Origin of the sequence: Pseudonocardia lutea, assembly GCF_042658055.1 — a bacterium.
Classification (GTDB): Bacteria; Actinomycetota; Actinomycetes; order Mycobacteriales; family Pseudonocardiaceae; genus Pseudonocardia; species Pseudonocardia lutea.
This window is the reverse complement of record NZ_JBHSQK010000087.1, coordinates 81,427-105,174: the sequence shown is the minus strand read 5'-3', so window position 1 is coordinate 105,174 and position 23,748 is coordinate 81,427. Positions and strand designations below refer to the sequence as shown.

Below are 23,748 nucleotides of genomic sequence, written 5' to 3'. Positions count from 1 at the left end.
AGGTTGTCGACCGAGAGGCTCTTCTCGACGATGTAGCCGCTGAAGTACTCGATGCCGAACTGGCTGCCGGCGAAGGACCAGAACACGACGCCGAAGACCACGGCCACGGCGATGTAGAAGACCGACCAGAGCACCGCCTCGCGGAACCCGACCCGGTGCGGCTTCAGAGCCGCCACCACGAGGTCCAGCGCGAGCAGCAGGACGACCGCCCCGATCGTCACAGCCCACGCCAGCCCGCTGACCTCGAGCACCTGTCCTCCTCGCGGTCGTCCCGCAGTCGTCTCGCTCGTCACGGTCCTGCACGGCCGGCCCCGACGGGCGCCGCCTCCGGCAGGCTACCGATCCCGGGGCCCGTCCGCCCCCGATCAGGACGAAAACGACATTGGCCGCGGTTCGGTTCCCGTCAGCGGGTGCGCTCCACCCGGCAGGTGGCCGAGACGGTTCGGGTGCCCGGCGGCAGCGCGGCGCGTTCCTGCGCCCCGCCGCCGTCGCCGTCGTGCTCGTGGCTCGCCTGCAGCCACGCCCCGGCTCCGGCGTCCGCCTCGACCACGAACAGGTCCCGCACGGACCCGACCGGTGAGTCGAAGGTCAGCACGGACGAAGCGGGACCGGTGTCGGTGCGCAGCGCGGCCTCCGCGGAGAAGGGCAGGCCCTCGGTGAACGGCCGCGCGATCAGCCAGTAGGTGCGGCCCGGGTGCGCGGGCCGCACGACCTCGAGATCCACCCGGATCCGGACGGGGATGCCCGGCGCGCCGTCGTCCGCGGCGACCGACAGAAAGCGGACGTCGCCGCCCGGGCCGCCGACCTCGCAGTTCACCCCGGTCGGGCCGGCCGGCACCGCGAGGGCGGCCGCGCCGGGCAGGGCGAGCGGCGCGACGGGCACGGTGTCGTCCGGTGCCCCGTCCCCCGGTGCACCCGCGCCGAGGAGCAGGCCGAACCCGGTGCCCGCGGCGAACAGCGCGAGCCCGGCGAGGACGAGGGCCGCGACGCGGATCCGGCGGGTGGAGCGCCGGGGCGGGGACGGTGCGGCGGCGGGCCCCGTCCCGGGGCGGTCGGTCGGCGCGTCGGCCGGGTCCTCCGGGTCCTCGCCGGCCGCCCAGGCCTCCCGCGCGGCCGTCCAGCGGGCCTCGAACGGTTCCGGGTCCCGACCGTGCACCACCAGGAAGGCCTTCACCGAGGGCCACCGCGGCAGCGTGCTCCGGCCCTCCGACGTGCGGCGCGGGCCGAGCATCCGGGAGCAGGTGGCCGAGGAGACCGTCACGAGCCCGGGATGGTCGGCGCGGGCGCGCACGATCGCCTCCTCGACCTGCCGCAGCCGGTCGAAGGGCCCCTCGGTGTAGATCTCGCGCAGCGCCGTGACGACGGCGCGGACCGGCTCCGGCAGGTCCTCCTGCACGGGGTCCAGCCCCTTCTGCGGCATCGCCGCCGCCTCCCTCCCCGCCCCCGTCCCGCGTCGACCGACAGTGATCGACTCGTTGCAATGTTGCCGTTGGTTACACCTGTCCGCCGAACGATCACGGAACGGCACCGGGTCCCGGAGCATCGGGCGATCGACGAGACTGCTCCCACGGACCGGCAGGAGGTGAGCACGGGGTGGGCGGACCCACGCGCCTGACGCTGCGTCTCGACGCCCCGGTCGGCACCGCCGTCCAGCTCGGGACACTGGCCGTCCCGCTCGGCCCGGCCGCCGTGCCGGCGGCCCTCCCGCCGCGCCCGTTCGGCTTCGTCGGGCGCCGTCGCGAGCTCGCGGAGATCACCCGGGCGGTCCGCGGCCCGGTGCGCGCGGTGCTGCTGACCGGGCGCCCGGGTGCGGGGACCACGGCGCTGGCCGTCGAGGCCGCGTACCGCCTGGCCCCGCTCTTCCCCGACGGCGTGCTCGCCGAGGACCTGCGCGACCCGGGCGGGGTCCTCCCCGGCCCGGACGCGCCCGCCGCCCGGCTGCTCGCCGGGCTGGGCCTGCCCGTCCCCGGCGGGGCCGCGCAGGCCCGCGCGGCGCTGCGGTCGGCCCTGGCCGAACGGCGCGTCCTGCTCCTGCTCGACGCGGTCGCCGACGCCGACCTGGTCGCCGGGCTCCTGCCGGCCCGGACCGGCTCGTTCGCCCTGCTCACCGCGGCCGGGCCGGTGGCGCTGCCCGAGGACGCCGCGGTGCGGGTGGAGGTGGGCGGCCTGGACCTCGACGACGCCCGCGCCCTGCTCGGCGGCCCGGGTCCGGGCGTCGACGCGCTCGCCGCGGTCTGCGACGGCCTCCCGCTCGCGCTGCGGATCGTCGCCGCGCGGCTGGCCGCGGAGCCCGACCTCACGCCGGACCGGCTCGCCGCCACCCTGCGCGACCGGCACCGCACGCTGACCGGGCTGCGGATCGGCGACCGGACGCTGCGGGCCTCGTACGCCGCGGCCTACGCGCACCTCGGACCGACCGAGCGCCGCGTGCTGCGCGGGCTCGGGGCGATGCCGCTGGCGGACCTGACCCCGGCGACGGCGGCGGCGCTGGCCGGGTTGGACCCCGGGTACGTCGAGCCGGCGCTCGCCGTGCTGGCCGCGGCCCACCTCGTGGAGCGGCGGCCGGGCACGCCCCCGCGCTACGCGCTGCCCGGCCCGGCGCGGCGGTTCGCCGAGGAGGCGCTGCGCGACACCGGCGGCGAGCGGCTGACCACCGCCGGCCGGGAGCGGGTCGCGCGCACCTACGTCCGCGCGCTCGACCGCGTCCGGCCCACCCCGGGCCGCCCGGCGGACCACGCCTGGTTCGCGGCCGAGTGGGACAACCTCGTGGTGGTGGCCGAGGACCTCGAACGCGGCGACCGGTCCTGCCTGGACCACCTCGCGGACGTCCTCGCGGACCGCGACGCGCTGCGGGCTCCGTGGCCGCGCTGGTACCGCGTGCAGGCCGCGGCGCTGCGGTGCGCGGAGGCGACGGGCCCACCGGAGCGGCGTGCCGAGCTGCAGGTGCGGATCGGGGTCGCGCAGCGCGAGCGCGGCCGCGCGGACCTGGCGCTCGCCGCCCTCGACGGGGCGGAGCAGCGGTTCCTCGGCGCCGGTGATCCCGTCGGGGCCGCCGGGGCGCTGCGGGCGCGGGCCGAGGCGCACCGGGAGCGGGGCGAGCCGGACCGGGCCGAGGAGCTCTACCTGCGGGTGGTCGCGATGCTGCGTACCCACCGCGGCGCCGAGGCGATGGAGACCGCGGCGTGGGCCCTGCACGGGCTGGGGGCGGTCTCGTGCGCCCGGGGGCGCATCGAGCGGGCGCTGCAGTGCGAGGCGGGCGCGCTGGAACGGTTCCGCGTGCTGGACCACCCGGCCGGCCAGGCCGCCGTCCGGCAGGGCATCGGCGACGCCCGCCGGGCCGCGGTGGCCGCGGGCGACGGGCCGGGCGAGGCGCGGGCGCGCCGCTGGCTCGCCGCCCTCGCTCACCAGGACTCGAACGGGTGCTCCGTCGGCAGCGCGGCGCCGTCGTGGCCGAGCAGCGCGAGGACGTCCTCGTCCGTGGCGAAACCGGACGGGGCCGGCCGGGTGCCCTCCTCGGGCTCGTCGGAGCTCACCGCGCGTCCTCCCGCTGATCGGTCCTCGGACCCGGATGGTCGCCGGGATCGGCAACCGTGATGTCGCACCCGTGCCACCTGCGGCGATCAGCCCCCGGACTCCCCCAGCCGCCGCTCGAGGCCCGCGAGGTCGAGCACCCGCAACTTCCGCGGCGAGGACCGGTAACCGGTGTCGACCAGCCCCGCCTCCTGCAGCCGGGCCAGTTCGAGCCCGACGATCCGCGGCCGGGCCCCGACCAGATCGGCGATCTTCGGCTGGGCCAGCGGCACGTCGACGACCACGGAGCCGCCGGGGCCCGGGACGCCGAACTCACGGGCGTGGTCGAGCAGCACGCGACCGATCCGGGTGCCGATCCGGCCCTGCGTGTACCGGACCCGCCGGTCCGTGACCGCCCGCATCTTGGCGACGACGGCGGCGGTGACCGCCCGCTGCGCCTCCGGGTCCGCACCGAGGAACCGGTCGAGTGCCGGGCGGGGCAGCACCCGGCACCGGGTGCGGACGGCGGCGCGGACCATGGCCGAGCGCGGCCGGCGGTCGACGTAGCCGAACTCGCCGAGCAGGGAGCCGGGCCCGCGGAAGGCGAGGAACACCTCCGCCCCGTCCGCGGCGGTGACGCTCACCGTGGCGAGGCCCTCCTCCAGCAGGAGCATCGACTCCGAGGCGGAGCCCTGGAAGAGGATCGTCGTGCCGGGGACGAACTCGGCGGGGTGTCCGAGGGCGCGCAGCGCCTCCCAGAGCGCGGGATCCAGGGCCGGGTCCGGAGCCGGCGCGGCCCGGGGCGCGACGCCGGCCCGCGGGCCGTGCGCCCCCTCGATCCGCTCCTGGGTCGTCACCGACCCCACCCCCCGGTGCCGTGCGGACCGGGCGGCCCGCACGCCGAACCTACCCGGACGGAGGCCCCACCTCGTAGGCTCCCTGTCGGCGGCGGTTCGGGGTACGGGGGCACGGGTGGTCGGACGCCGGGGGGACGCGGGCGAGCGGTTGTGCGTCGCGGTCGACCTGGAGGGCTACGGCAGGCGCTCGGACGCGGCGCAGGAACGGGCGCAGGAGGCGCTGGCAGGGCTGCTCGACACCGCCTGGCGCGCGGCCGGGGCGGGCGGGGTGGCCGGGCCGCTGCGCCAGCCCAACGGCGACGGCGAGGTGGCCCTGCTCGGGCCGGAGGCCGAGCCGACCGCGGTCGTGGCGATGCTGGTGGCGCTGCGCGCCGGGTTGGCGGCGCTCAACCGGTCCGCCCCGCAGGAGCGGCTGCGGCTGCGCGCGGCCGCCCACCGCGGCCCGGGCCGGCCGGCCCGCAACGGCTTCGCGGGCAGCGGCGTGGTCCGCACCTGCCGGTTCCTCGGGTCGCGCGCGCTGCGGGCCGACCTGGCGCATCGGCCCGGCGCCGACCTCGCGGTCGCGCTGTCCGATCCGCTCTTCGGCGAGCTGCGCGGCGTGCTGCGGCCCGCGGACTTCCGGCGCGTGCTGGTCGTCGAACCGGCCAAGGTCTTCTCCGGCCACGCCTGGCTGCACACGGGCGGCCCGCTCCCGGCGAGGGTGAGCGACACGGTCGAGACCGGCGAACCGGGGCGGACCCCCGGGCCGGAGGGCGCCACGATGCGGATCGAGATCGCCGACGGCGGCCAGGTCGGCGCCGTCGTCCAGGCGCGGGAGCTGCACGGCGGCCTCGTCCTCGGTCCGCCGGGCGCCCGGGGCGGCCGGTGACCGGGCCGGAGCTGGATCTGCGGGTCGCCGGGCCCGTCGGGACGGTCGTGCAGGTGGGCCGGGTGGTCCTCGAGCCCCCGGGGGCGCCGCCGGTCGAGGCGGACACCCTCGTGGGCCGGGAGGACGAGCTGGCCGCGGTGCTGCGGGCGATCGACGCCGGGGCACCCGGTGTGGTGCTCGCCGGCGGGCCCGGGCTGGGGACCACGGCCCTGGCGCTCGCCGCCGCGGCGCGCCTGTCCGCGCGGTTCCCGGGCGGGGTCCGGTTCGTGCCGTTGGGCGGATCGGACGCGGGGTCGGCGCTGCGCGAGCTGCTGCGTGACCTCGGGGTGCGCGCGGGCGAGATCCCGAGCTCGACGCCGCACCGCACGGCCCTGCTGCGCACGGTCCTCGCGGCGACGCCCACCCTGCTGGTGCTCGACGGCGCCCGCGCGGCCGGCCAGGTCCGCGCGCTGCTGCCCGGTGGGGGGTCGTCGGTGCTGGTCACCGCGGACGAGGCGCTCGACGAACTGCGCCTGGACGGTCTGACCGCGATCGCGGTGCGGGGCCTGCCGCCCGGCGCGGCCGCCGCGCTGCTGGCCGCGAGGGCGCACCTCGACCTCAGGACGTCGGGCCCACCGCCCGACGGCCTGGTGACGCCGGGGGCCGCGCTGCTCGCGGCCTGCCACGGCTCGCCCCTCGCCGTGCGTCTGCTGGCGGGCGCCTGCCCCACCCCGGCGGCGGCGCTGCGGGCGCTCGAGGAACTGCGGGCACTGCCCGGTGCGCGGCACGACGCGCTCGCAGCCGCTCGCGCCGCGGCCCGGATCGCGCTCGCCCCGCTGCCCGCCGCGGAGCGGGAGGTGCTGGAGGCGGTGCGGGCCGCCGGACTGCCGGCGGTGGACCCCGCGCGCTGCGCCGCCCTGCTCCCGGACGGGACACCGGTCGGCACGCTGCTGGGCGCCCTGCTCCGGCGCGGGCTGCTCAGTCCCCGGCCCGGCCCGGGCGCCGGCCCGTGGTGCGCCCTGCCCACCGCCGTCGCGGACGTGCTGCCGGTCGAGGGGCCGGCGGCGGACGTGCCGCCGCTCGACGCGTCCCCGGACTGCGTGGCCCCGACCGGCCGGTGCGCCGCCCCGGTCCTCCCGTCCGACGCCGCGGCGGCACCGGACCACCCGGCGCCACCCGTCGGCGACCCCAGCACCCTCCTGCAGCGGCTCGCCCGGCAGGCCGCCGCGCACGCCGACCCGGCCCTCGGTGCCGACGCCCTGGTCCACCTCGCCGCCGCTCGCACCCGCCGGGACGACGACACGGCCGCCCTCGCCGCCGCCACCGCCGCGCTCGACCTCGCCGACCGCACGGGCGACCCGGTGCTGCTCGGCCGCGCCACCCACCGCCTCGCCGCCGCGCTCGCCGCCGCGGCGGACCCGGGTGCACCGGGCGGAGCCGCCTCCGCGGCCGCCCTGCGCGAGGCCCGCACCGCCTTCGACGTCGCCGTCGAGCTCCTCGCCGGCCGCGACGACGCCGCGCACGCCCACGCCCTCACCGACCGCGCGCGCCTGGCCCGGCGGCGGGACCGTCCCGCCGAGGCCCTGGCCGACCTGCACGCCGCGCTCGCGCTGTACCGCACACTCGGCCTGCCCGCCGACGTCGCCGCGACCTGGCAGGAGGTCGCCGCCGTCGAGCGGGCGACCGGGAACCCGTGCCGCGCCGTCGCCGCCCACCGCTCCGCCCTGGCCGCGCTCGCCGAGGCGGGTGACCCGACCGCCCGGGCCTGGACCCGGCTGGCCGCCGGCCTCGTGCAGGTCGGGGAGCTCCCGGAGGGGGCCCGGGCGGACCTGCTCGCGGCCCGGCTGGCCGACTCCCCCGCCGCCCGCTCCGTCCGGGAGCTCCGCGAGCTGGACCCGGCCGCGCCCGACTGGGCGCTCGTCGTCGCGTCGACCGGGCACCACGCCGGCGGAGAGTGATCAAGAGCACATCGGACCCGCCCGGGTCAAGGTGTTCCCGGAACGAAGCCGTGCCCGGGACTGCGTCGCCGCGCACGTCGCGGGCTTGACAAACGCTCGGTTGACTGGGGTGCACGTCAACCAGCCCGTCTGCAGAGTCGCAGCCTGGAGGTAGCACGCGCATGACCAACGACAGGACGGTCGACGCCGTCATCGTCGGGGCCGGGTTCTCCGGCCTCTACCAGCTCCACCGCTTCCGCGAGCTGGGCCTGACCACCCGGGTGTTCGAGGCCGCCTCCGGCGTCGGCGGCACCTGGTGGTGGAACCGGTACCCCGGCGCCCGGTGCGACGTCGAGAGCCTCGCCTACTCGTACTCCTTCTCCCCGGAGCTGGAGCAGGAGTGGACCTGGAGCGAGAAGTACGCCACCCAGCCCGAGATCCTCGGCTACGCGCAGCACGTCGCCGAGCGCTTCGACCTGGAGCGCGACATCACCTTCGACACCCGGGTCGAGAGCGCGGTCTACGACGCCGAGCGCCGGCGCTGGACGATCACGACCGACACCGGCGAGGTCGTCGACTGCCGCTGGTTCGTGATGGCGACCGGCTGCCTCTCGGTGTCGAAGGCGCCCGAGATCCCCGGCGCCGAGCGCTTCCAGGGCCCGACCTACCACACCGGCCACTGGCCGCACGAGGGCGTGGACTTCACCGGGCAGCGCATCGCGGTGATCGGCACCGGTTCCTCCGGCATCCAGTCGATCCCGATCATGGCCGGGCAGGCCGCGGACACCGTCGTCTTCCAGCGCACGCCCAACTTCTCGATGCCCGCCGGCAACCGGCCGCTCACCGAGGAGGAGGTCGCCGCCCGCAAGGCGACGTACCGGGAGTACCGCAAGGCGCAGCAGCTCTCCACGTTCGGGGTGCCGGTCCCGGAGCCCACGCAGTCCGCGCTGGAGGTCCCGGAGGAGGAGCGCACCGCCACCTACCAGGCCGGGTGGGAGCAGGGCAACCTCGTCGCGGTGCTCGCCTCGTACACGGACACGCTGGTGGACAAGGACGCGAACGAGACCGCCGCCGAGTTCGTCCGGTCGAAGATCCGCGAGAAGGTGCGCGACCCCGAGCTGGCCGAGCTGCTCTCCCCGCGCAGCTTCCCCTACGGCACCAAGCGGCCGTGCCTGGACAGCGGCTACTACGAGACCTTCAACAAGGACAACGTGCACCTCGTGGACATCCGGCGGACTCCGCTGGTGGAGATCACCGAGAAGGGTGTGCGGACCTCCGAGAACGAGTACGAGGTCGACGCGATCGTGTTCGCCACCGGCTTCGACGCCATGACCGGCGCGATCACCCGGGTCGACATCCGCGGCAAGAACGGGGTGTCGCTGAAGGAGAAGTGGGGCGAGGGCCCCCGCTCCTACCTGGGCCTGTCGGTCGCCGGGTTCCCGAACCTGTTCACGATCACCGGCCCGTCGAGCCCGTCCGTGCTGTCGAACATGATGGTCTCGATCGAGCAGCACGTGGACTGGGTCACCGACTGCGTCCGGTGGATGCGGGACAACGGCGTCGAGGAGCTCGACGCGACGCCCGAGGCCGAGGACGAGTGGGTGCGCCACGTCGAGGAGGTCGGCGACACGACCCTCTACCCGACCGCGGACTCCTGGTACATGGGCTCGAACGTCCCCGGCAAGCCGCGGGTCTTCATGGCCTACATCGGCGGGGTCGGCGTGTACCGCGAGCGGTGCGACGACGTCGCCGCCAAGGGCTACGAGGGCTACACGAAGTACCCGGACGTCACGGCGGCGCCGGAGAAGCAGTCCGCCTGATCCCCGCGAGTCGGCACTCCTGAACCACCGAACCGCACATCCCGGGAGCTCCCGGGATGTGCGGTTCGGTGTACGGGGACCGCCGACTCGCGGGACGGGTCAGACGGTGAGGCCCGCGTCGGCGCCGGCGTTGACCGCGCGGACGAAGTCGGCCGGGGACTCGGCGTCGCCGAGCACCCGCACCTCGATCCCCTGCGCCTCGCCGAGCTCCAGCCCGGCGGTGACCGCCGAGCCGGTCGGGCGCCAGCCGATGGCCAGGGCGACGAGGTCGGCGTCGAGCGCGTGGGCGGTGCCGTCGGCCTCCTGCCAGTGCACGACCCCGGGCTCGATCCCGACGACCGTGGCCCGGGTCAGGACCTCGACGCCGTCCTTCTTCAGCTGCCGCACCAGCTGCCGGCGGGTGATCGCCTCGATCCCGCGGCCGATGCTGCCGCGCATCTCGACGATCGTGACCTCGGCCCCCCGCGCCCGCACGAGCTCGGCGGTCTCGCAGCCGGTGGCACTGCCGCCCACCACGACCAGCCGCGTCCCGGGCCCGACCTCGACCTCGCCGCGCAGCAGCTTCTGGGCGTCGTGCACGGTGGGCCCGTCGATGCCGGGGATCGGCGGCACGAGCGGGTCCGCACCCGTCGCGACGATCACGACGTCCGGCCGCTCGGCCGCCACGGTCCCCGCCGAGACCGGCGCCGACGTGTGGATCTCCACCCCGAGTGCGGTGAGCCGTCGCGCCTGGTGCGCGCGGAACCGCAGCACCTCACGCTTGCTCGGGGCCAGCCCGGCGACCTCCAGCTTCCCGCCCAGCTCCGCGTCCCGCTCCCAGATCGACACCTCGTGCCCGCGCAGCCGGGCGAGCCGCGCCGCCTCCAGCCCCGCGGGCCCGGACCCGACCACCATGACCCGCCGCGGCCGCGCCGCGGGCTTGACCTCCCAGGTCACCTCGCGGCCGACCTCGGGGTTCACCGAGCAGCGGGCCCGCTCGCCGCGCCCGACCAGGTCGACGCACGCGTTGCAGGCGATGCAGGGCCGCAGCTCGTCCCGGCGTCCGTCGCGGACCAGCAGCGGCCAGTCCGGCTCGGCGATCAGGCCACGTCCGAGCAGCACCATGTCCGCCTCGCCCGACCCGACCACGGCCTCGGCGAGCTCCGGGTCGTCGAGCCGGCCGACGGCCATCACCGGCACCGCCACGGCCTGCTTGACCGCCCGGACCAGCGGCCGCATGTGCCCGCGCGACACGGACATCGGCGCCAGGGTCTGCTGCAGCGTCAGCCACGTTCCCGAGGACACCGAGATCGACGCGACCCCGGCCTCCTCGAGCCGCCGCGCGACAGCCACCGCCGACTCCAGGTCGAACCCGCCGGGCTCGGCGTCGGTGCCGTTGAGCCGCCACACCAGCGGCAGGTCGCACGCCGCGACGATCGCCCGGGCGACCTCCACCGAGAACCGGGCGCGGTTCTCCAGCGAACCGCCGTAGGCGTCCGTGCGGTGGTTGTGCTGCGGGGACAGGAAGTTCGACGGCAGGTAGCCGTGCGCCCCGTGGACCTCCAGGTAGTCGAACCCCGCCTCCTGCGCGTACCGGGCCGCCCGCGCGTAGTCGGCGACGATCCGCTCGATCTCCGGCACGGTCAGCTCGTGCGGGATCGGCGACGCCGAGTTCAACGGCACCGGCGAGGGCGCCACCGACGGCCCCTCCACGACCTGCCGGCCGGGGTGCATGAGCTGCACGCCGACCGCGACGTGGGCGCCTTCTCCGACCCGCCCGTGCAGGGCCTCGACGACCCGGCGCAGCCCGGGCAGGTACTCCTGCCCGCAGATCCGCGGCTCCGGCCCGACGGTGTCCGCCGAGACCAGGCAGCCCTCCACCGTGATCGCCCCGACGCCCCCCTCGGCCCGGCGGCGGTAGTAGGCCACCGTGTCGTCGGTGATGAACCCGCCGTTGTCCAGGCAGGTGCCCATCGGGGCCATGACCAGGCGGTTCTTCAGCGTCAGCGAGCCGAGCCGGACCGGCGTGAAGAGCACGCTCACGACAGGACCTTCAGCGCGCGGACCGGGCACGCGTCGACGCCAAGCCTGGCGTTGTCCTCCTCGCCCGCGGGCACCTCACGGTCCGGCCCGACGGCCGAGTAGCCGTCGTCGTCGAGGGGGAAGAGGTCCATGTCGACGATCGAGCACTGGCCGTGCGCCTCGCAGACCTCCGGGTCGACGCCGATCCTCATCGGGCCGTCCTCACGAGTGGGTCACCACCAGCTGCTCCATCGAGCGGGAGGCCAGCACGTCCTTCCACACCGGCTCCTCCGCCAGCGCCAGCCCGGGCAGCCGCTCGACGATCCGCGCCACCGCGATCCGGGTCTCCGTCCGCGCCAGCTGGGCGCCGATGCAGGCGTGGATGCCCTTGCCGAAGGCGACGTGCGGGTTCGGGCTGCGGCCCAGGTCGAGCGCGTCCGGGTCGGCGAACTTCTCCGGGTCCCGGTTGGCGGAGGCGAGCACGAGGTGCACCCGCTCCCCCGGCCGGATGGTCTTCCCGCGCACCTCGGTCTCGGCGACCACCCAGCGGTTGAGCACCTTGATCGGGCCGTCGAAGCGCAGCAGCTCCTCGACGGCGGGACCGATCAGCGCGGGGTCGCGGCGCAGCCGGTCGAGCTGGTCGGGGTGGCGGAGCAGCGCCAGGACCGAGTTCGCGATCGAGTTGGTGGTGGTCTCGTGGCCGGCGAAGAGCAGCAGCGCGCACATGCCGACGAGCTCGTCGTCGGTCAGCCGGTCGTCGCCCTCGCGGGCCATGAGGGCGGACAGCATGTCCTCGCCCGGCTCGGCCCGGCGCTCCCCGATCAGCGCGTGGAAGTAGGCCTCCATCCCGCGCAGCCCGCGCAGCGCCCGCTCGTGCCGGTCCGCCCGCGCCGCGCCGCCGGTGCCGAAGGCGACCAGCGCGAGCTCGTCCGACCACTCGCGGAACCGGTCGCGGTCCTCCGGCGGCGCGCCGAGCATCGTCGCGATCACCGTGGCCGGCAGCGGGTAGGCGACCTCGGAGATCAGGTCCCGCGGTCCGGAGCCGCGCAGGAACGCGTCGACGTGCTCGTCGACGATCCGGGTGATCATCGCGTCCATCGCCGCGATGCGCTGCCCCTTGAACGCGCCGGCCGCGAGCTTGCGCAGCCGGGTGTGCACCGGCGGGTCGTTGACGACCATCCAGCCCGTCATCAGGCCGAGCACGCCGGTCGCGGCGGACCGGGCACCGGCCTGCCGCTTGCGTTCCAGCACGGGGCGGACCCGGTCGTTGGAGAAGGCCTTGTTCTGGAAGGCGGCCGAGACGTCGTCGTAGCGGGTGATCAGCCAGGCCCGGTGGGCCTCGCTCCAGTGCACCGGGTCGCTCTCGCGCAGGGCCCGGACGACGGAGAACGGGTCCGCGCTCGCCGCCGGGGTGGTCAGGTCGACGGAGTCGATTCCGGGCACGGTCACGACGCACTCCCCACGGTCGGCCGGGACAGGCTGCGGGCCAGGCCCAGGCGGTCGCGCACGATCCGGCCGCCGGTCACCCGGCCGTCGGCCACGGTGACGAGCCCGACGAGGTGCAGCGTGCCGGGCGCGCCGGCGAGCGCGGCGTCGTCGATCCCGGCGTCGGGGCCGAGCCCGCCCACGTACGTGCCGGTGCGGGTGACCCGGAAGGCGACGTGCGGGCCGGCCGAGAACAGGTCGTCGACCTGCGACGACGCGTCGGCGAGCAGGAGGTCTGTGGCTCCGTCGTCGAGGGTGACCGGGCCGGGCGCGGCCTCGTCGACCCAGGCCCGAACCACCGCCTCGGCCTCCGGGTCCGGGGCGAGCGCCACGGTGTCCCACGGTGCCAGCGCCGGCGGCTCGACGTCCGCGGGCACGCCCGAGGCGAGCTGCCGCCGTCGGGCCAGGTAGTCCTGCTCCACGAAGTTCTCGACGAGCTTGGTGCCGTTCCAGCGGTACAGCCCGAGCCCGGTCCACGCCGCACCCCGGCCGTCGTGCTTGACCGAGCGCCCGTGTTCGGAGAACCGCATGGCCAGCCGGTCGCCGTTGGTCACGATCTCGTGCACCGTCAGGCACAGGCCGGGGAACTGCGCGAACTGCTTCTGCGACGCCGGGATGTAGAGCTCGTCGCGGCCCGTCACCTCGTGCGGGCCCATCCGCAGCGTGTAGCCCGGCTCCATGATCTCCGGGCAGACCGAGACGTCGTGCCGGTTGGTGTAGTCGTTGACGTAGCGCCGCATGAGCGCGACGAACGGCTCCATCACCGCCCCTCGAACTTCGGCGCGCGCTTCCCGACGAACGCCGCGATCCCCTCGGCGGCATCGGCCGTGGCGTGCAGGGTGGTCAGCGCGGCCGTCGAGTGGTCGAACTCCCCGCGGTCCACGCCCCGGTTGACCAGTTTCTTCCCCGTGGCCAGCGCGAGCGGGGCCATCCCCGCGATCCGGGCGGCGATCTCCCGCGCGGTGTCCATCAGCGCCGCCGCCGGCACCACCTTCTGGGCCAGCCCGATCCGCAGCGCGGTCTCGGCGTCGACCCGCTCCCCGGAGAACATCATCAGCTTGGTCCAGTGCCGCCCGATCACCGACGGCGCGCGCAGCACCCCGAAACCGGGCACCAGCCCGACCGCGCTCTCCGGCATGCCGAAGGTCGCGGTGTCCGCCGCGACGACGACGTCGCAGGCCAGGGCCAGCTCGCAGCCGCCGCCCAGGGCGTAGCCGTTCACCGCGGCGATCACCGGCAACGGGGACTCCTCGACCGCGGCGAAGGTCCGCATGCAGTCCTGCTGGAACGCCCGCTTGGCCGCGACGTCGGTCAGCGCGGCGAAGCTCGCGATGTCGCCGCCCGCCGAGAACGCCTTCTCCCCCGCCCCGGTGACGATCACCGCCCGGGTGCGGCCGTCGGCCTCGAGGGTGGCCAGCGCCTCGCGCATCTCCACCCAGAAGCCGCGGCCCATCGCGTTGAGCCTCGCCGGGTCGTCGATCGTCAGCGCGGCGACGGCCCCCCGGCCGTCGCCGACCTCCTCGACCTCCACCCGCACGTTGCGGGTGGCGATCCCGTTCTGGCTGGTCACAGGGCGCCTCCGAGAGACAGTCCACCGAGCGCGATGTCGATGCTCGCCGCCACGACCTCCCGGGTCCGGCCCGGTTCGACGACGTCGTCGAGCGAGAGGTGCGCGGCGGCCTCCCAGGGCTCCGCCTCGCTGATCCATTCCGCCGTGAGCTCCGCGACGAGCGCGGCGTGCGCCTCCGGGCCCTGCTCGGCGAGCACCGTCTCCAGCTTCCGCCGGTGGATGGTGCGGATCCCGGTCTCCGGGGCCATGAACCCCAGCTCGGCGCTCGGCCAGGCGTAGAGGAAGTCGGGCCTGGTCGGGCGCCCGCCCATCGCGAAGTGCCCGCCGCCGTAGGCCTTGCGCAGCACCACGCCGACCTTGGGCACCGTGGCCTCGGCGATCGCCGAGACCAGCGCCTCGTAGCCGTGCAGGATCCCGCCCCGCTCGGCCTGCGTGCCGATCATCAGGCCCGGCACGTCGTGCAGGAACACCAGCGGCAGCCCGAAGGTGTCGCACAGCTGCACGAACACCTTCTCCTTCGCCAACGCCGCCGGGTCCAGCGCGCCCGCCCGCACGATCGGCTGGTTCCCGACCAGCCCCACCGGGCGGCCCTCGATCCGGGCCAGCGCGCACAGGAGGCTCGACCCCCAGCCGTCGGCCCAGGGCAGGATGCTGGCCTCGTCCGCCACGCAGGCGAACACGTCGCGCATGTCGTAGCCCGACCGCGTCCCGAGCGGGACGATCTCCTCGAGGTCCTTCGGGTCCCGCCCCGGCGGGAGCGGCGGCGCCACCGGCGGTCGCTGCGCGGAGTTCTGCGGCAGGTAGGACAGGAAGGCGGCGATCGCGTCCATCGCGTCGGCCTCGGTGTCCACGACCAGGTGCGCGTTGCCCGCCTCGGTCGCGGCCGCCGGGCCGCCGAGCTCGGAGTCGGTGACCTTCTCGCCGATCGCCGGCTCCACGACGCTCGGCCCGGACAGTGCGATCGACCCGGAGCGCACCATCACCACGTAGTGCGCGGTGGAGGCGTGCAACGCCGAGTCGCCGTAGCTCGGGCCCAGCACCGCGGCCGCGCGCGGCACCACCGGCTGACCCGGCGGCGGCTTGAGGAACGTGGTGAAGTCCAGCGGGAGGCCGGAGAACCGCCACCCGGAGACGTCGGGCATCCGGCCGCCGTCGGCGTCGCAGAGCAGGACGAGGGGGAAACCGTGCCGCTGCGCGTGCTCGATCAACCGCCCCTGCTTGCGCATGCTGATCGGGGCGGTGGTGCCCGCGACCACGCTGGAGTCGATGCCGATCACCCCGATGCGGCGGCCGTCGAGCAGGCCGAAGCCGGTGACCACCGCGTCGCCCGGGATGGGCTTCTCGCGCCGCAGCTCGGGCAGGGCGAGCGCCCCGATCTCGAACCACGTGTCCCGGTCGACGAGCAGGTCGATCCGCTCACGCACGGGCAGGCGACCGGACTCCCGGTGCCGGCGCAGGCCCTCCGGGCCGCCGCTGGCGTGGGCGGCCTCCTGCTTCTCGCGCAGGAGCGCGATCCTGCCCGCCATGGTGTGCGCGCCGGTGTCTCCGGGGGGAGCACTGGCCGCACTGCCACCGGAGGCACCGCCGGGGGTGCCTCCTGGCGCCGTGGGGCCGTCCGTTGCCGTCACGGGACCTCCGCTCGTACCGGTGTCCGTCGGGTCTCACCGACGGACGCTAGACTACCAGACGGTCGATTGGTAGACAGACTTCGTCGACCCCCCGAGTAGAGCGGAGCGACCCGTGTCGATCCAGACCGTCCTCGTGGCGAACCGCGGCGAGATCGCCGTGCGGATCATCCGGTCCTGCCGGGAGCTCGGCCTGCGGGCCGCCGCGGTGTACTCCGATGCGGACGCCGACGCGCTGCACGTCCGGCTGGCCGACGAGGCACACCGGATCGGTCCGGCCCCGGCCCGGGCCTCGTACCTGGACGTCGACGCCCTCCTCGGCGCGGCCAAGGCCGCGGGCGCCGACGCCGTGCACCCCGGGTACGGCCTGCTCAGCGAGGACGCCGGGTTCGCCGAGGCCGTCACGGGCGCGGGGCTGACGTTCGTGGGGCCGTCGGCCGGGGTCATCGCCCGGATGGGCGACAAGGTCGCCGCCCGCGCGCTGGCCGAGGAGTGCGGGGTCCCGGTGCCGCCGGGGACCGGTGACCTCTCCGCGGAGGAGGCCACCCAGGCAACGGCCGAGCTGGGGTTCCCGCTGGTGGTGAAGGCGTCGTTCGGGGGCGGCGGGCGCGGGATGCGGGTGGTGCACTCCGCCGACGAGCTGGCCGACGCCATGGCCGCCGCCGGGCGTGAGGCCGGCGCCGCGTTCGGGCGGTCCGAGGTGCACCTCGAGCGGTACCTGGAGCGCCCGCGGCACGTCGAGGTGCAGGTGATCGGGGACGCGCACGGCACCGTCGTGCACCTCTTCGACCGGGACTGCTCGGTGCAGCGGCGGCACCAGAAGCTGATCGAGGAGGCGCCGGCATCCGGGCTGTCGGACACGCTGCGCGCGCGACTGCTCGACGCCGCCGTCACGCTCGCCCGGGAGGTGGGCTACGTCGGGGCGGGGACCGTCGAGTTCCTCGTGCTGCCGACGTCCGAGGAGTTCTTCTTCCTCGAGATGAACACCCGGCTGCAGGTCGAGCACGGCGTGACAGAGTTGGTCACGGGGCTGGATATCGTCGCCACGCAGCTTCGGGTGGCCGACGGCGCGCCGCTCCCCTTCACCCAGGACGACGTCCGCGTCTCGGGTCACGCGATCCAGGCCCGGATCGCGGCCGAGGACCCGTGGGCGGACTTCCGGCCCGCCCCCGGGGCGATCACCGGGCTCGCGCTCCCGCTCGGGCCGGGGGTGCGCAACGACTTCGGCGTCGAGGCAGGCGGCGGCCCGGGCAGCAGGGTCGCCGCCGAGTACGACTCGATGTTCGGCAAGGTGCTCGCGCACGGCGCGGACCGCGAGGCCGCCCGCCGCCGGCTCGTCGCCGCGCTCGGCGAGCTGCGGGTGGAGGGCGTCCCGACGACGGCGCCCTACCTGCGCGAGGTGTTGGACTCGGAGTCCTTCGCCGCCGGCACGCACGACACCGGCTCGGTGCAGCGGGAGTGGGTGCCGGACCCCGCGGCGAAGCCCGGCGCCGGGGTCGGCCCCGGAGCCGGTGGCGGTACCGGTGTCGGCGCGGTGGGCGCCGGGCCGGCCGGGTCGGGCGCGGTCGGGTCCGGCGCGCTCGGCGGCGTGGGGTCGGGCGGCGCGACCGTGCCGACCCGCAGGGTCCGCATCGCGACCGACCGCGGCCCGGTGGAGGTGGCGGTCTACGGCCGCACCGTCAGCCCGGGCGCCACGGCCACGGCCTCCACCCGGCCGACCCGCGAGTCCGCCGGCGCGGCGGCGGGAGCATCCTCCGCGGCCGGCGCCGTGCCCGTCGCCCCGATGGACGCGACCGTCGTCGAGGTCCGGGTGCAGCCCGGCCAGGAGCTGGCGCCCGGTGACGTCGTCGCGGTGCTCGAGGCCATGAAGATGGAGATGGAGATCCGCACGGAGGTCGGCGGCACGGTCGGCGAGGTCCTCGCGACACCCGGCGCCCCGGTCGCCGCCGGTTCCCCCCTGGTCACCCTGACCCGACGGCCGTGATCACGATCTCGGCGAGGCCGGGCCCGACGGGTCCGTGACCACGGGCGGCAGCCCCGGACGACTCTCACCGCGAGGCGCGCGCCCGCAACGCCTCCTCGCTCGCGATCCCGCGGATCGCCATCTCCGCCATCTCGGCCCCGATCTGCTCGGGGGTGAAGGTGCCGCCGGGACGGAACCAGCGGTACACCCAGTTCGTCGACCCCAGGATGGAGAGGGCCGCCAGCCGCGGGTCGAGGTCGGCCCGCACGAGCCCCTCGGCCTGGCCCTGCTCGACCAGGTCGCGGAACACGCCCTGGTAGGCGTGCTCGGAGCCGAGGATCTCCTCGCGCCGCTCGGGCGGGAGGGCCGACAGCTCGTGGAGGAAGACCGCGGTGGGGACGAGGTTGCGGCAGGTGTGCTCGACGTGCCCGCGAATCACGCTCTCCAGCCGCTCCAGCGGCCCGCCGGGCACCTCCGCCCGGGACCGCACGACGGCCAGGCCCTCCTTGTGGACGGCGCTGATCACGTCGAAGAGCAGGTCCTCCTTGGACTGGATGTAGTAGTAGAGGCTGCCCTTGAGCATCCCGAGCCGGTCGGCGATGTCCTGGAGGGACGCGCCGTCGTAGCCCTTCTCGTAGAACACCTGGGTGGCGACCTCGATCAGCTCGGCCCAGCGCTCCTCGCGGGGTTTACGCTCTCCCCCGGAACGCCGCGCACTCCGCCCGGCCGGCTGCCGCATCCCCGCTCCCCTCGCCGCGGTCGAATCGCAGGAGCCTACCAAACGGTCGACAGTCATCGGGCGACCTCACGGTCCCTGTCCCGCTGCGCCCCCTCGCCCTACTTGACGTTCGCGCCGGCGTCGACGGGCAGCGTGACGCCGGTGATGTAGCGGGCCTCGTCGCTGCCCAGGAAGAGCACGGCGTTGCTGATGTCGATCGGCTCCACCCAGGGGACCTGCAGCGCGTTGAGCGACAGGAAGCCGGGCAGCGCCTTCTCCTGGCTGGGCTCCGGGTCGTCGGGCGCGAAGAGCTTCCAGGTGCCCGGGTTCTGGATCATGTCGGTGTCCACGTTGGTCGGGTGGATCGTGTTGACGCGGATGCGGTGCGGCGCCAGCTCGTTGGCCAGCGTACGCATCAGCCCGACGATCCCGTGCTTGGTCGACACGTAGTGCCCGACGTTCTGGATCCCCTTCAACCCGCCGATCGAGCTGGTGAACATCAGCGACCCGCCCCCGCGCTCGATCAGGTGCGGCACAGCCGCGCGGGCGGTGTTCCAGACGCCGGTGAGGTTGACGTCGAGCATCTCCTGCCACATCTCGTCGGTGATCTCGAACGCGGCGCCGAAGCTGGCGATGCCCGCGTTGGCCACCGCGATGTCGAGCCCGCCGAGCTCGGTGACGCCCTCGTCGACCGCCGCGGTGAGCGCGGCGCGGTCGCGGACGTCCGCCACCCGCGCGACGATCCGCCGGTCGAGCTTCTCCACCTCGGCGACCGTCTCGGCGAGGTCGGCCGGGGTGGCCGGCGGGTACTTGTCCACCGTGGCCAGCGGCCCGCAGAGGTCGACGGCGATGACGTCGGCCCCCTCCTGCGCCAGCCGGACCGCGTGGCTGCGGCCCTGCCCGCGCGCGGCACCGGTGATCAGCGCGACCTTGCCCTCGACCCGTCCCGCCATGGCACGTCTCCTCGCGTCGTCGGTCAGCTGTGTCTACCAAACGACCGTCCGACCCGGAAGGGCGGAGCGAGGGATCAGCGCCCGACGCCGCCCGCGACCCCGGCGTCTCGCCCGACGGTGGCCGTTCACCCGCGGCGGATGACGACCGGGCCCGTAGGGCCGCGCCAGCCTGCCCGGACACGGCCGACGGAGGAGGACGACGTGACCGGAGACCTCACCGCGGGGGCGTCGCGCGCGCCCCGGCGGAGCCGATGGGTCGTGGTGGTGCGCCTGGCCGCGGTGCTGCTGTTCCTGCTCGGGTGCTGGAACGTCTGGGACGGGATCAACGCGCTCGCCCGAGGTGGGTTCGTCGTCGCCGACGCCGAGCAGGTCCTGCTCCTGGAGGTCACCAAGTGGGGCTGGGTCCTGCTGGCCCTCGGGGTGGTGGAGCTCGCGGCCGCGCCGGCCCTGCTCCGCGGAGCCGGGTGGGCACGGGTCGTGGCCGTCCTCGTGGCCGGCTTCAACGGGATCGTCCAGCTGGCCTTTCTCGTCGCCTATCCGGTCGGAGCGGTCCTCATCCTGGTCCTCTCCGCCCTCATCGTGTGGGCCGTCGTGCGCCACGGCGCCGAGGTGGCCGGTTGAGGGCACGGGCACCACGGGAACGTCCGTCGTCCGGTGCGGGCCGCGTTGCCCGCTCCCCCGCCCTCCGGCCGACGTGAGGGCTGGTCAACGGTGCGGAACGATCACCTTGACGACGTCCACGAGGTTCCCGTCGATGGAGCGCTGGACGACCTCGGCGCCGGTGCTCCTGCCGCCTCCGCGGAGAAGAGTGCGTCGGCGGTCATGCGTCGAACCCCTCCATCTGCGGGGCGGTCAGTGGCGAGATCGCCCGGCCGGAGATCTTCCAGGTGTCGCCGACGCGGCGGTACTCGTCACGGTTGAGCGCGATCGCCTTGATCGAGGCCCCCGACCTGGTCTTCCCCTCGGAGAACACGTAGTTCGTGCCGTGCGCGGTGTCCGGCCCGTCGAACTCGACGATGTGGTTGGTCATGATGTGGAACTGCTCGGCCATCGCCTCGGCGTCGGACTTGAAGAAGCCGTGGATCTCGTCCCGGCCCTCGAACCTGGCGAGACCCACCGCCGTGGCGTCCCAGTAGGCGTCGTCGGTGTAGGCCGAGAGGGCCTCGTCGGGGTCGAAGAGATCGAGCCCCCGGGCGTACCGGAGCGTGGCGTTGACGATCTGCTGGATGTCCTCTGCGCGGCTCATGTCCCTCAGTCCTCGTACACGATCACGCCGCGGAGGTTGAGGCCCTTCTGCATGTCCGCGAACGCCTGGTTGATGTCCTCGAGCGCGTAGGTGCGCGTGATCAGCTCGTCGAGCTTGAGCTGCCCGGTCCGGTAGAGGTCCGTGAGCAGCGGGATGTCGTTGCGGGACTGCGTGGTCCCGTACAGCGAGCCCTGCAGCCGCTTGCCGGACATCGCGAAGGTGAACAGGTCGAACTCGACGTCGCGCTGCAGGATCGGCGCGGCCGAGGTCAGCACGATGACGCCGCCGCGGCGGGTCATCTCCTGCGCCGGGTTCAGCAGGTTCCCGTAGGCGACGCCGACGGTGACGACGACCCGGTCGGCACCCTGGCCGTTGGTCAGCTGCTCGACGAGCTTCGCGGCCTCCTCGTAGTTGGACACCGCGTGCGTGGCGCCGAACTCCTGGGCCTGCTCCTGCTTGAAGGGCACCGGGTCGATCGCGATGATGTTCCTGGCGCCCTTGTGTCTCGCGCCCTGCACCGCGTTGATCCCGACGCCGCCGATGCCGACGACCACGACCGTGTCGCCGAGCTGCATGTCCGCGGCGTAGACCGAGGAGCCCCAGCCCGTCGGCACGCCGCAGCCGATCAGGGCGGCCTTGTCCAGCGGGATGTCCTCGTCGATCTTGACGACGGCGTCGACCGGCGCACAGACGTACGGCGCGAAGGTGCCGAGGAAGGACATGCAGCCCACGCCCTTGCCGTTCCCGTCAGCGTCCCTGGCGTGCACGCGGTGCGTCCCGTCGGGCGCGTAGCCGGCGAGCACCCCGGCACCGAGCTCGCACATGTTGGAGCGGCCCGAGACGCACATCCGGCACTTCCCGCAGGAGGGCAGGAAGGAGAGGACGACGTGGTCGCCGACCTCCAGGTCGTGCACCTCCGGGCCGACCTCGGTGACCACGCCGGCGCCCTCGTGCCCGCCGAGGACGGGCGCCCAGGGCAGCGGGATCACGCCGTCGTCGAGGTGGTGGTCGGAGTGGCAGACGCCGGACGCGGCCAGCTTCACCATGACCTCGCGGCGCTGCGGGGGGTCGATCTCGATCTCCTCGACGCTCCAGCCGGAGTTGGTGCCGGGCTCCCAGAGCAGGGCTCCCTTGGTCTTCATGAATGCTCCCCTTCGGGCACGGGCACGGACATGAGCAGGGGACGAACGGGGGTCAGACGGACCGGTCGCGGTCCGCCCAGTACGGGGCGCGGAGATCGCGCTTGAGGATCTTCCCGGTGGGCGCCTTGGGCAGGGCGTCGACGAACTCGACCGACCGGGGCTTCTGGTACGAGGCCAGGTGCTGCCGTGCGGTGTCGATGATCTCCGCCTCGGTCGCGGTGGTCTCCGGCTTGAGCACGACGAACGCCTTGACGGCCTCGCCCCACTCGTCGTCCGGCACGCCGATCACGGCGCACTCGAGCACCGCCGGGTGCCGGTTGACGGCCTCCTCGACCTGGATCGAGTAGATGTTCTCGCCACCCGAGATGATCATGTCCTTGGCGCGGTCGACGATGAAGACGTAGGAGTCCGCGTCCCAGGTGGCGACGTCCCCGGTCCACATCCAGCCGTCGCGCAGCGTGGCCGCGGTGAGGTCCGGCCGGCCCCAGTAGCCGAGCATGTTCGCCTCGGACCGCACCACGATCTGCCCGGCGGTCCTCCCGTCCTTCGGCACCTCGACGCCGTCCGGGTCGACCACCCGCACCGTGGTCACGAACCCCTCGCGGCCGCACGACATGAGGCGTTCGGGACGGACCCCGCGCACCGCGTCGAGGTGGTCCTCCTGGGAGAGGAAGCACATCGTGGTGCCCTCGGTCTGCCCGTAGCCCTGGATCAGGGTGCACGGGAAGTTGTCGAGGGCCGCCTTGACCACGCTCGACGGCATCGGGCCGCCGCCGTACTGGATGTTGCGCAAGGACGAGATGTCGTAGCCCGAGAAGCCGGGCACGGCCATCATCCAGTTGAGCATCGTGGTGATGCCGAGGAAGGCCGAGACCCTCTCCTCCTGGATGAGCTCCAGCGCGGTGCGGGCCTCGAAGTTCATCAGCACGAGCGGGCAGCCGTGGCGCATGTAGTTCATCGAGAGCACCACCGGGATGTGGTACATCTGCCCGGTCAGCATGTAGACGTCCGTGGGGACGATCCGCTCCGCGACCGTCTGGTTCAGCATCCCGAACGCGGCGCTGGTGTGGCTGTGCAGTGCCCCCTTCGACTCCCCGGTGGTGCCGCCGGTGTAGAGGATGAAGAAGGGGTCGGCGTCGCCGGTCGTGGCGGAGCGCTCCGGTTCGTCCGTGCCGCTGCGCGCCAGCAGGTCCTCGTAGCTGCCGTCGCCGCCGCGGCCGTACTGCAGCCAGTGCGGCACGTCGACCGCGGCCTGGAGCTGCTTGGCGGTGTCGAGCCATTCGTCGGAGGCGATCAGGGCCTTCGGCGCCGCGTCGCCGACGATCTTGGTGAGCTCGGGGACGCCGAGCCGCCAGTTCAGCGGCTGCGCGACGAGCCCGGCGCGGCCGGCCGCGTAGTACAGCTCCTGGTACTCGATCGAGTTCTTGGCGAGGATCGCGACCCGCTCGCCCTTGGCGAGCCCGAGCCCGCCGTCGCCGGTGCCGGCGAGGCCGTTGGCCAGCCGCCGCACCCGCTCGTCGAGCGTGCGCCAGTCCATCCGGCGCCCGTTCGGGGCGTCGACGATCGCGTCCCGGGTGGGGGTCAGCGCCGCCCACTTCTCCGGGATCCGTCCGATGTTGACCATCAGTAGGGCAGGTCGAGGTAGATGTGCCGGGAGGCGATCAGCCAGGCGTCGCCCTGCCTCACCAGCTCGTCGCGGTACCACCCGCTGGAGAGCACCTGCAGGGCGCCGTTCTCGACCGACAGCAGGCTGAGGTTGGAGGTCGTCGACGCGGTGTCCGCGGTCTCCCTCACGATCACCAGGTTCGAGATGTTGTGCCGGCGCTGGTCGGTCTGGCCCTCCAGCGAGTCGGCGTGCAGCTTCCGGATGGCCTCGCGGCCGGCGAACGGGCCGATCGTGTCGCCGTCCCGGCCGATCTGCATGGTCATCGTCGCGGTCTCGGTGAACTGCGCCGCGATGAGGTCGACGTCGTTCTCGTCGTAGCCCCAGGCCGCGCGGCCCAGGGTGTTCTCGATCTCCGCACGAGCGGTCATGGGGGCCTCCGCACCGCTGGTCAGCATCGTCTAACGGCCG

Annotated in this window: 20 protein-coding genes and 1 pseudogene; 6 read left to right on the top strand and 15 right to left on the bottom strand. The window is 74.8% G+C overall.

Annotated elements, in window-relative coordinates; all coding sequences use genetic code 11:
• Together ACFQH9_RS27165 and ACFQH9_RS27160 are read right to left on the bottom strand one after the other, a co-directional pair.
• Positions 1–251: pseudogene (locus ACFQH9_RS27165) on the bottom strand (TerC family protein); the annotation flags it as partial.
• A gap of 152 nt (positions 252–403) precedes the next feature.
• Entirely contained in the window at positions 404–1,420 is a 1,017-nt protein-coding gene (locus ACFQH9_RS27160; protein WP_379570385.1) for a hypothetical protein, read from the bottom strand.
• 173 nt (positions 1,421–1,593) lie between these two features.
• Here ACFQH9_RS27160 and ACFQH9_RS27155 point away from each other — a divergent pair, with 173 nt between their 5' ends.
• A complete protein-coding gene (locus tag ACFQH9_RS27155; protein ID WP_379570383.1) occupies positions 1,594–3,594 on the top strand; it encodes a hypothetical protein in 2,001 nt (666 codons plus the stop codon).
• A 26-nt stretch (positions 3,595–3,620) separates the two neighbouring features.
• Here the strand turns inward: ACFQH9_RS27155 and ACFQH9_RS27150 are convergent, their stop codons facing one another.
• Positions 3,621–4,367, bottom strand: coding sequence for a Crp/Fnr family transcriptional regulator (locus ACFQH9_RS27150; protein WP_379570381.1), 747 nt, complete (start codon positions 4,365–4,367; stop codon positions 3,621–3,623).
• A 115-nt stretch (positions 4,368–4,482) separates the two neighbouring features.
• On the opposite strand from ACFQH9_RS27150, the gene ACFQH9_RS27145 reads away from it, so the two are divergent.
• The 3 genes from ACFQH9_RS27145 (at position 4,483) to ACFQH9_RS27135 (ending at position 8,971) form a co-directional block, all read left to right on the top strand.
• The gene (locus ACFQH9_RS27145; protein WP_379570379.1) at positions 4,483–5,235 is read left to right on the top strand and encodes a hypothetical protein; all 753 of its coding nucleotides are present in this window, start codon (positions 4,483–4,485) and stop codon (positions 5,233–5,235) included.
• Complete coding sequence (locus tag ACFQH9_RS27140) at positions 5,232–7,172, top strand: hypothetical protein (RefSeq protein ID WP_379570377.1); 1,941 nt, start codon at positions 5,232–5,234, stop codon at positions 7,170–7,172. Before ACFQH9_RS27145 ends, ACFQH9_RS27140 begins: the two co-directional genes overlap by 4 nt.
• Positions 7,173–7,333: 161 nt before the next feature.
• Positions 7,334–8,971, top strand: a complete 1,638-nt coding sequence (locus ACFQH9_RS27135) for a flavin-containing monooxygenase (RefSeq protein ID WP_379570375.1) — start codon at positions 7,334–7,336, stop codon at positions 8,969–8,971.
• Between the two features lie 99 nt (positions 8,972–9,070).
• Here ACFQH9_RS27135 and ACFQH9_RS27130 read toward each other — a convergent pair whose 3' ends face one another.
• From ACFQH9_RS27130 to ACFQH9_RS27105, 6 genes are read right to left on the bottom strand one after another with little or no spacing between them, the layout of a single operon-like run.
• Positions 9,071–10,993 carry an oxidoreductase gene (locus ACFQH9_RS27130; RefSeq protein ID WP_379570373.1) on the bottom strand — a complete coding sequence of 641 codons (1,923 nt, stop codon included), beginning with the start codon at positions 10,991–10,993 and terminating at the stop codon, positions 9,071–9,073.
• Entirely contained in the window at positions 10,990–11,184 is a 195-nt protein-coding gene (locus ACFQH9_RS27125) for a ferredoxin (RefSeq protein ID WP_379570371.1), read from the bottom strand. The genes ACFQH9_RS27130 and ACFQH9_RS27125 overlap by 4 nt, the downstream gene beginning before the upstream one ends.
• 10 nt (positions 11,185–11,194) lie before the next feature.
• Entirely contained in the window at positions 11,195–12,421 is a 1,227-nt protein-coding gene (locus tag ACFQH9_RS27120) for a cytochrome P450 (protein WP_379570369.1), read from the bottom strand.
• Entirely contained in the window at positions 12,418–13,218 is an 801-nt protein-coding gene (locus tag ACFQH9_RS27115) for an ester cyclase (protein WP_379570367.1), read from the bottom strand. Before ACFQH9_RS27115 ends, ACFQH9_RS27120 begins: the two co-directional genes overlap by 4 nt.
• Positions 13,218–14,027: an enoyl-CoA hydratase/isomerase family protein gene (locus ACFQH9_RS27110; RefSeq protein WP_379570365.1), complete on the bottom strand. Its 810-nt coding sequence runs from the start codon at positions 14,025–14,027 to the stop codon at positions 13,218–13,220. Before ACFQH9_RS27110 ends, ACFQH9_RS27115 begins: the two co-directional genes overlap by 1 nt.
• Positions 14,024–15,553, bottom strand: coding sequence for an acyl-CoA carboxylase subunit beta (locus ACFQH9_RS27105; protein ID WP_379570363.1), 1,530 nt, complete (start codon positions 15,551–15,553; stop codon positions 14,024–14,026). The genes ACFQH9_RS27110 and ACFQH9_RS27105 overlap by 4 nt, the downstream gene beginning before the upstream one ends.
• Before the next feature lie 214 nt (positions 15,554–15,767).
• Here ACFQH9_RS27105 and ACFQH9_RS27100 point away from each other — a divergent pair, with 214 nt between their 5' ends.
• Positions 15,768–17,636, top strand: a complete 1,869-nt coding sequence (locus ACFQH9_RS27100) for an acetyl/propionyl/methylcrotonyl-CoA carboxylase subunit alpha (RefSeq protein WP_379570361.1) — start codon at positions 15,768–15,770, stop codon at positions 17,634–17,636.
• Positions 17,637–17,700: 64 nt separating this feature from the next.
• Here the strand turns inward: ACFQH9_RS27100 and ACFQH9_RS27095 are convergent, their stop codons facing one another.
• Positions 17,701–18,354, bottom strand: a complete 654-nt coding sequence (locus tag ACFQH9_RS27095) for a TetR/AcrR family transcriptional regulator (RefSeq protein WP_379570359.1) — start codon at positions 18,352–18,354, stop codon at positions 17,701–17,703.
• A 98-nt stretch (positions 18,355–18,452) separates the two neighbouring features.
• Positions 18,453–19,286: a mycofactocin-coupled SDR family oxidoreductase gene (locus ACFQH9_RS27090; RefSeq protein ID WP_379570357.1), complete on the bottom strand. Its 834-nt coding sequence runs from the start codon at positions 19,284–19,286 to the stop codon at positions 18,453–18,455.
• A 201-nt stretch (positions 19,287–19,487) separates the two neighbouring features.
• Between ACFQH9_RS27090 and ACFQH9_RS27085 the strand changes: the two genes are divergently transcribed.
• Complete coding sequence (locus ACFQH9_RS27085; RefSeq protein ID WP_379570355.1) at positions 19,488–19,907, top strand: DUF7144 family membrane protein; 420 nt, start codon at positions 19,488–19,490, stop codon at positions 19,905–19,907.
• A gap of 199 nt (positions 19,908–20,106) precedes the next feature.
• Here the strand turns inward: ACFQH9_RS27085 and ACFQH9_RS27080 are convergent, their stop codons facing one another.
• The 4 genes from ACFQH9_RS27080 to ACFQH9_RS27065 are packed head-to-tail and all read right to left on the bottom strand — an operon-like array spanning position 20,107 to position 23,708.
• Positions 20,107–20,532: a nuclear transport factor 2 family protein gene (locus ACFQH9_RS27080; protein WP_379570353.1), complete on the bottom strand. Its 426-nt coding sequence runs from the start codon at positions 20,530–20,532 to the stop codon at positions 20,107–20,109.
• Between the two features lie 5 nt (positions 20,533–20,537).
• Entirely contained in the window at positions 20,538–21,674 is a 1,137-nt protein-coding gene (locus ACFQH9_RS27075) for an NDMA-dependent alcohol dehydrogenase (RefSeq protein WP_379570352.1), read from the bottom strand.
• 52 nt (positions 21,675–21,726) lie between these two features.
• Positions 21,727–23,298 (bottom strand): AMP-binding protein, encoded by a 1,572-nt coding sequence (locus tag ACFQH9_RS27070; RefSeq protein WP_379570350.1) that lies wholly within the window; start codon positions 23,296–23,298, stop codon positions 21,727–21,729.
• Positions 23,298–23,708, bottom strand: a complete 411-nt coding sequence (locus ACFQH9_RS27065) for a nuclear transport factor 2 family protein (protein WP_379570348.1) — start codon at positions 23,706–23,708, stop codon at positions 23,298–23,300. Before ACFQH9_RS27065 ends, ACFQH9_RS27070 begins: the two co-directional genes overlap by 1 nt.
• Positions 23,709–23,748: the final 40 nt, after the last annotated feature.

Bases quoted from the DNA above. Each gene is read 5' to 3' on its own strand.
- ACFQH9_RS27125 (WP_379570371.1), bottom strand. From the start codon at position 11,184: ATGAGGATCGGCGTCGACCCGGAGGTCTGCGAGGCGCACGGCCAGTGC.
- ACFQH9_RS27160 (WP_379570385.1), bottom strand. From the start codon at position 1,420: ATGCCGCAGAAGGGGCTGGACCCCGTGCAGGAGGACCTGCCGGAGCCG.
- ACFQH9_RS27095 (WP_379570359.1), bottom strand. From the start codon at position 18,354: ATGCGGCAGCCGGCCGGGCGGAGTGCGCGGCGTTCCGGGGGAGAGCGT.
- ACFQH9_RS27090 (WP_379570357.1), bottom strand. From the start codon at position 19,286: ATGGCGGGACGGGTCGAGGGCAAGGTCGCGCTGATCACCGGTGCCGCG.
- ACFQH9_RS27115 (WP_379570367.1), bottom strand. From the start codon at position 13,218: ATGGAGCCGTTCGTCGCGCTCATGCGGCGCTACGTCAACGACTACACC.
- ACFQH9_RS27105 (WP_379570363.1), bottom strand. From the start codon at position 15,553: ATGGCGGGCAGGATCGCGCTCCTGCGCGAGAAGCAGGAGGCCGCCCAC.
- ACFQH9_RS27135 (WP_379570375.1), top strand. From the start codon at position 7,334: ATGACCAACGACAGGACGGTCGACGCCGTCATCGTCGGGGCCGGGTTC.
- ACFQH9_RS27070 (WP_379570350.1), bottom strand. From the start codon at position 23,298: ATGGTCAACATCGGACGGATCCCGGAGAAGTGGGCGGCGCTGACCCCC.
- ACFQH9_RS27075 (WP_379570352.1), bottom strand. From the start codon at position 21,674: ATGAAGACCAAGGGAGCCCTGCTCTGGGAGCCCGGCACCAACTCCGGC.
- ACFQH9_RS27080 (WP_379570353.1), bottom strand. From the start codon at position 20,532: ATGAGCCGCGCAGAGGACATCCAGCAGATCGTCAACGCCACGCTCCGG.
- ACFQH9_RS27065 (WP_379570348.1), bottom strand. From the start codon at position 23,708: ATGACCGCTCGTGCGGAGATCGAGAACACCCTGGGCCGCGCGGCCTGG.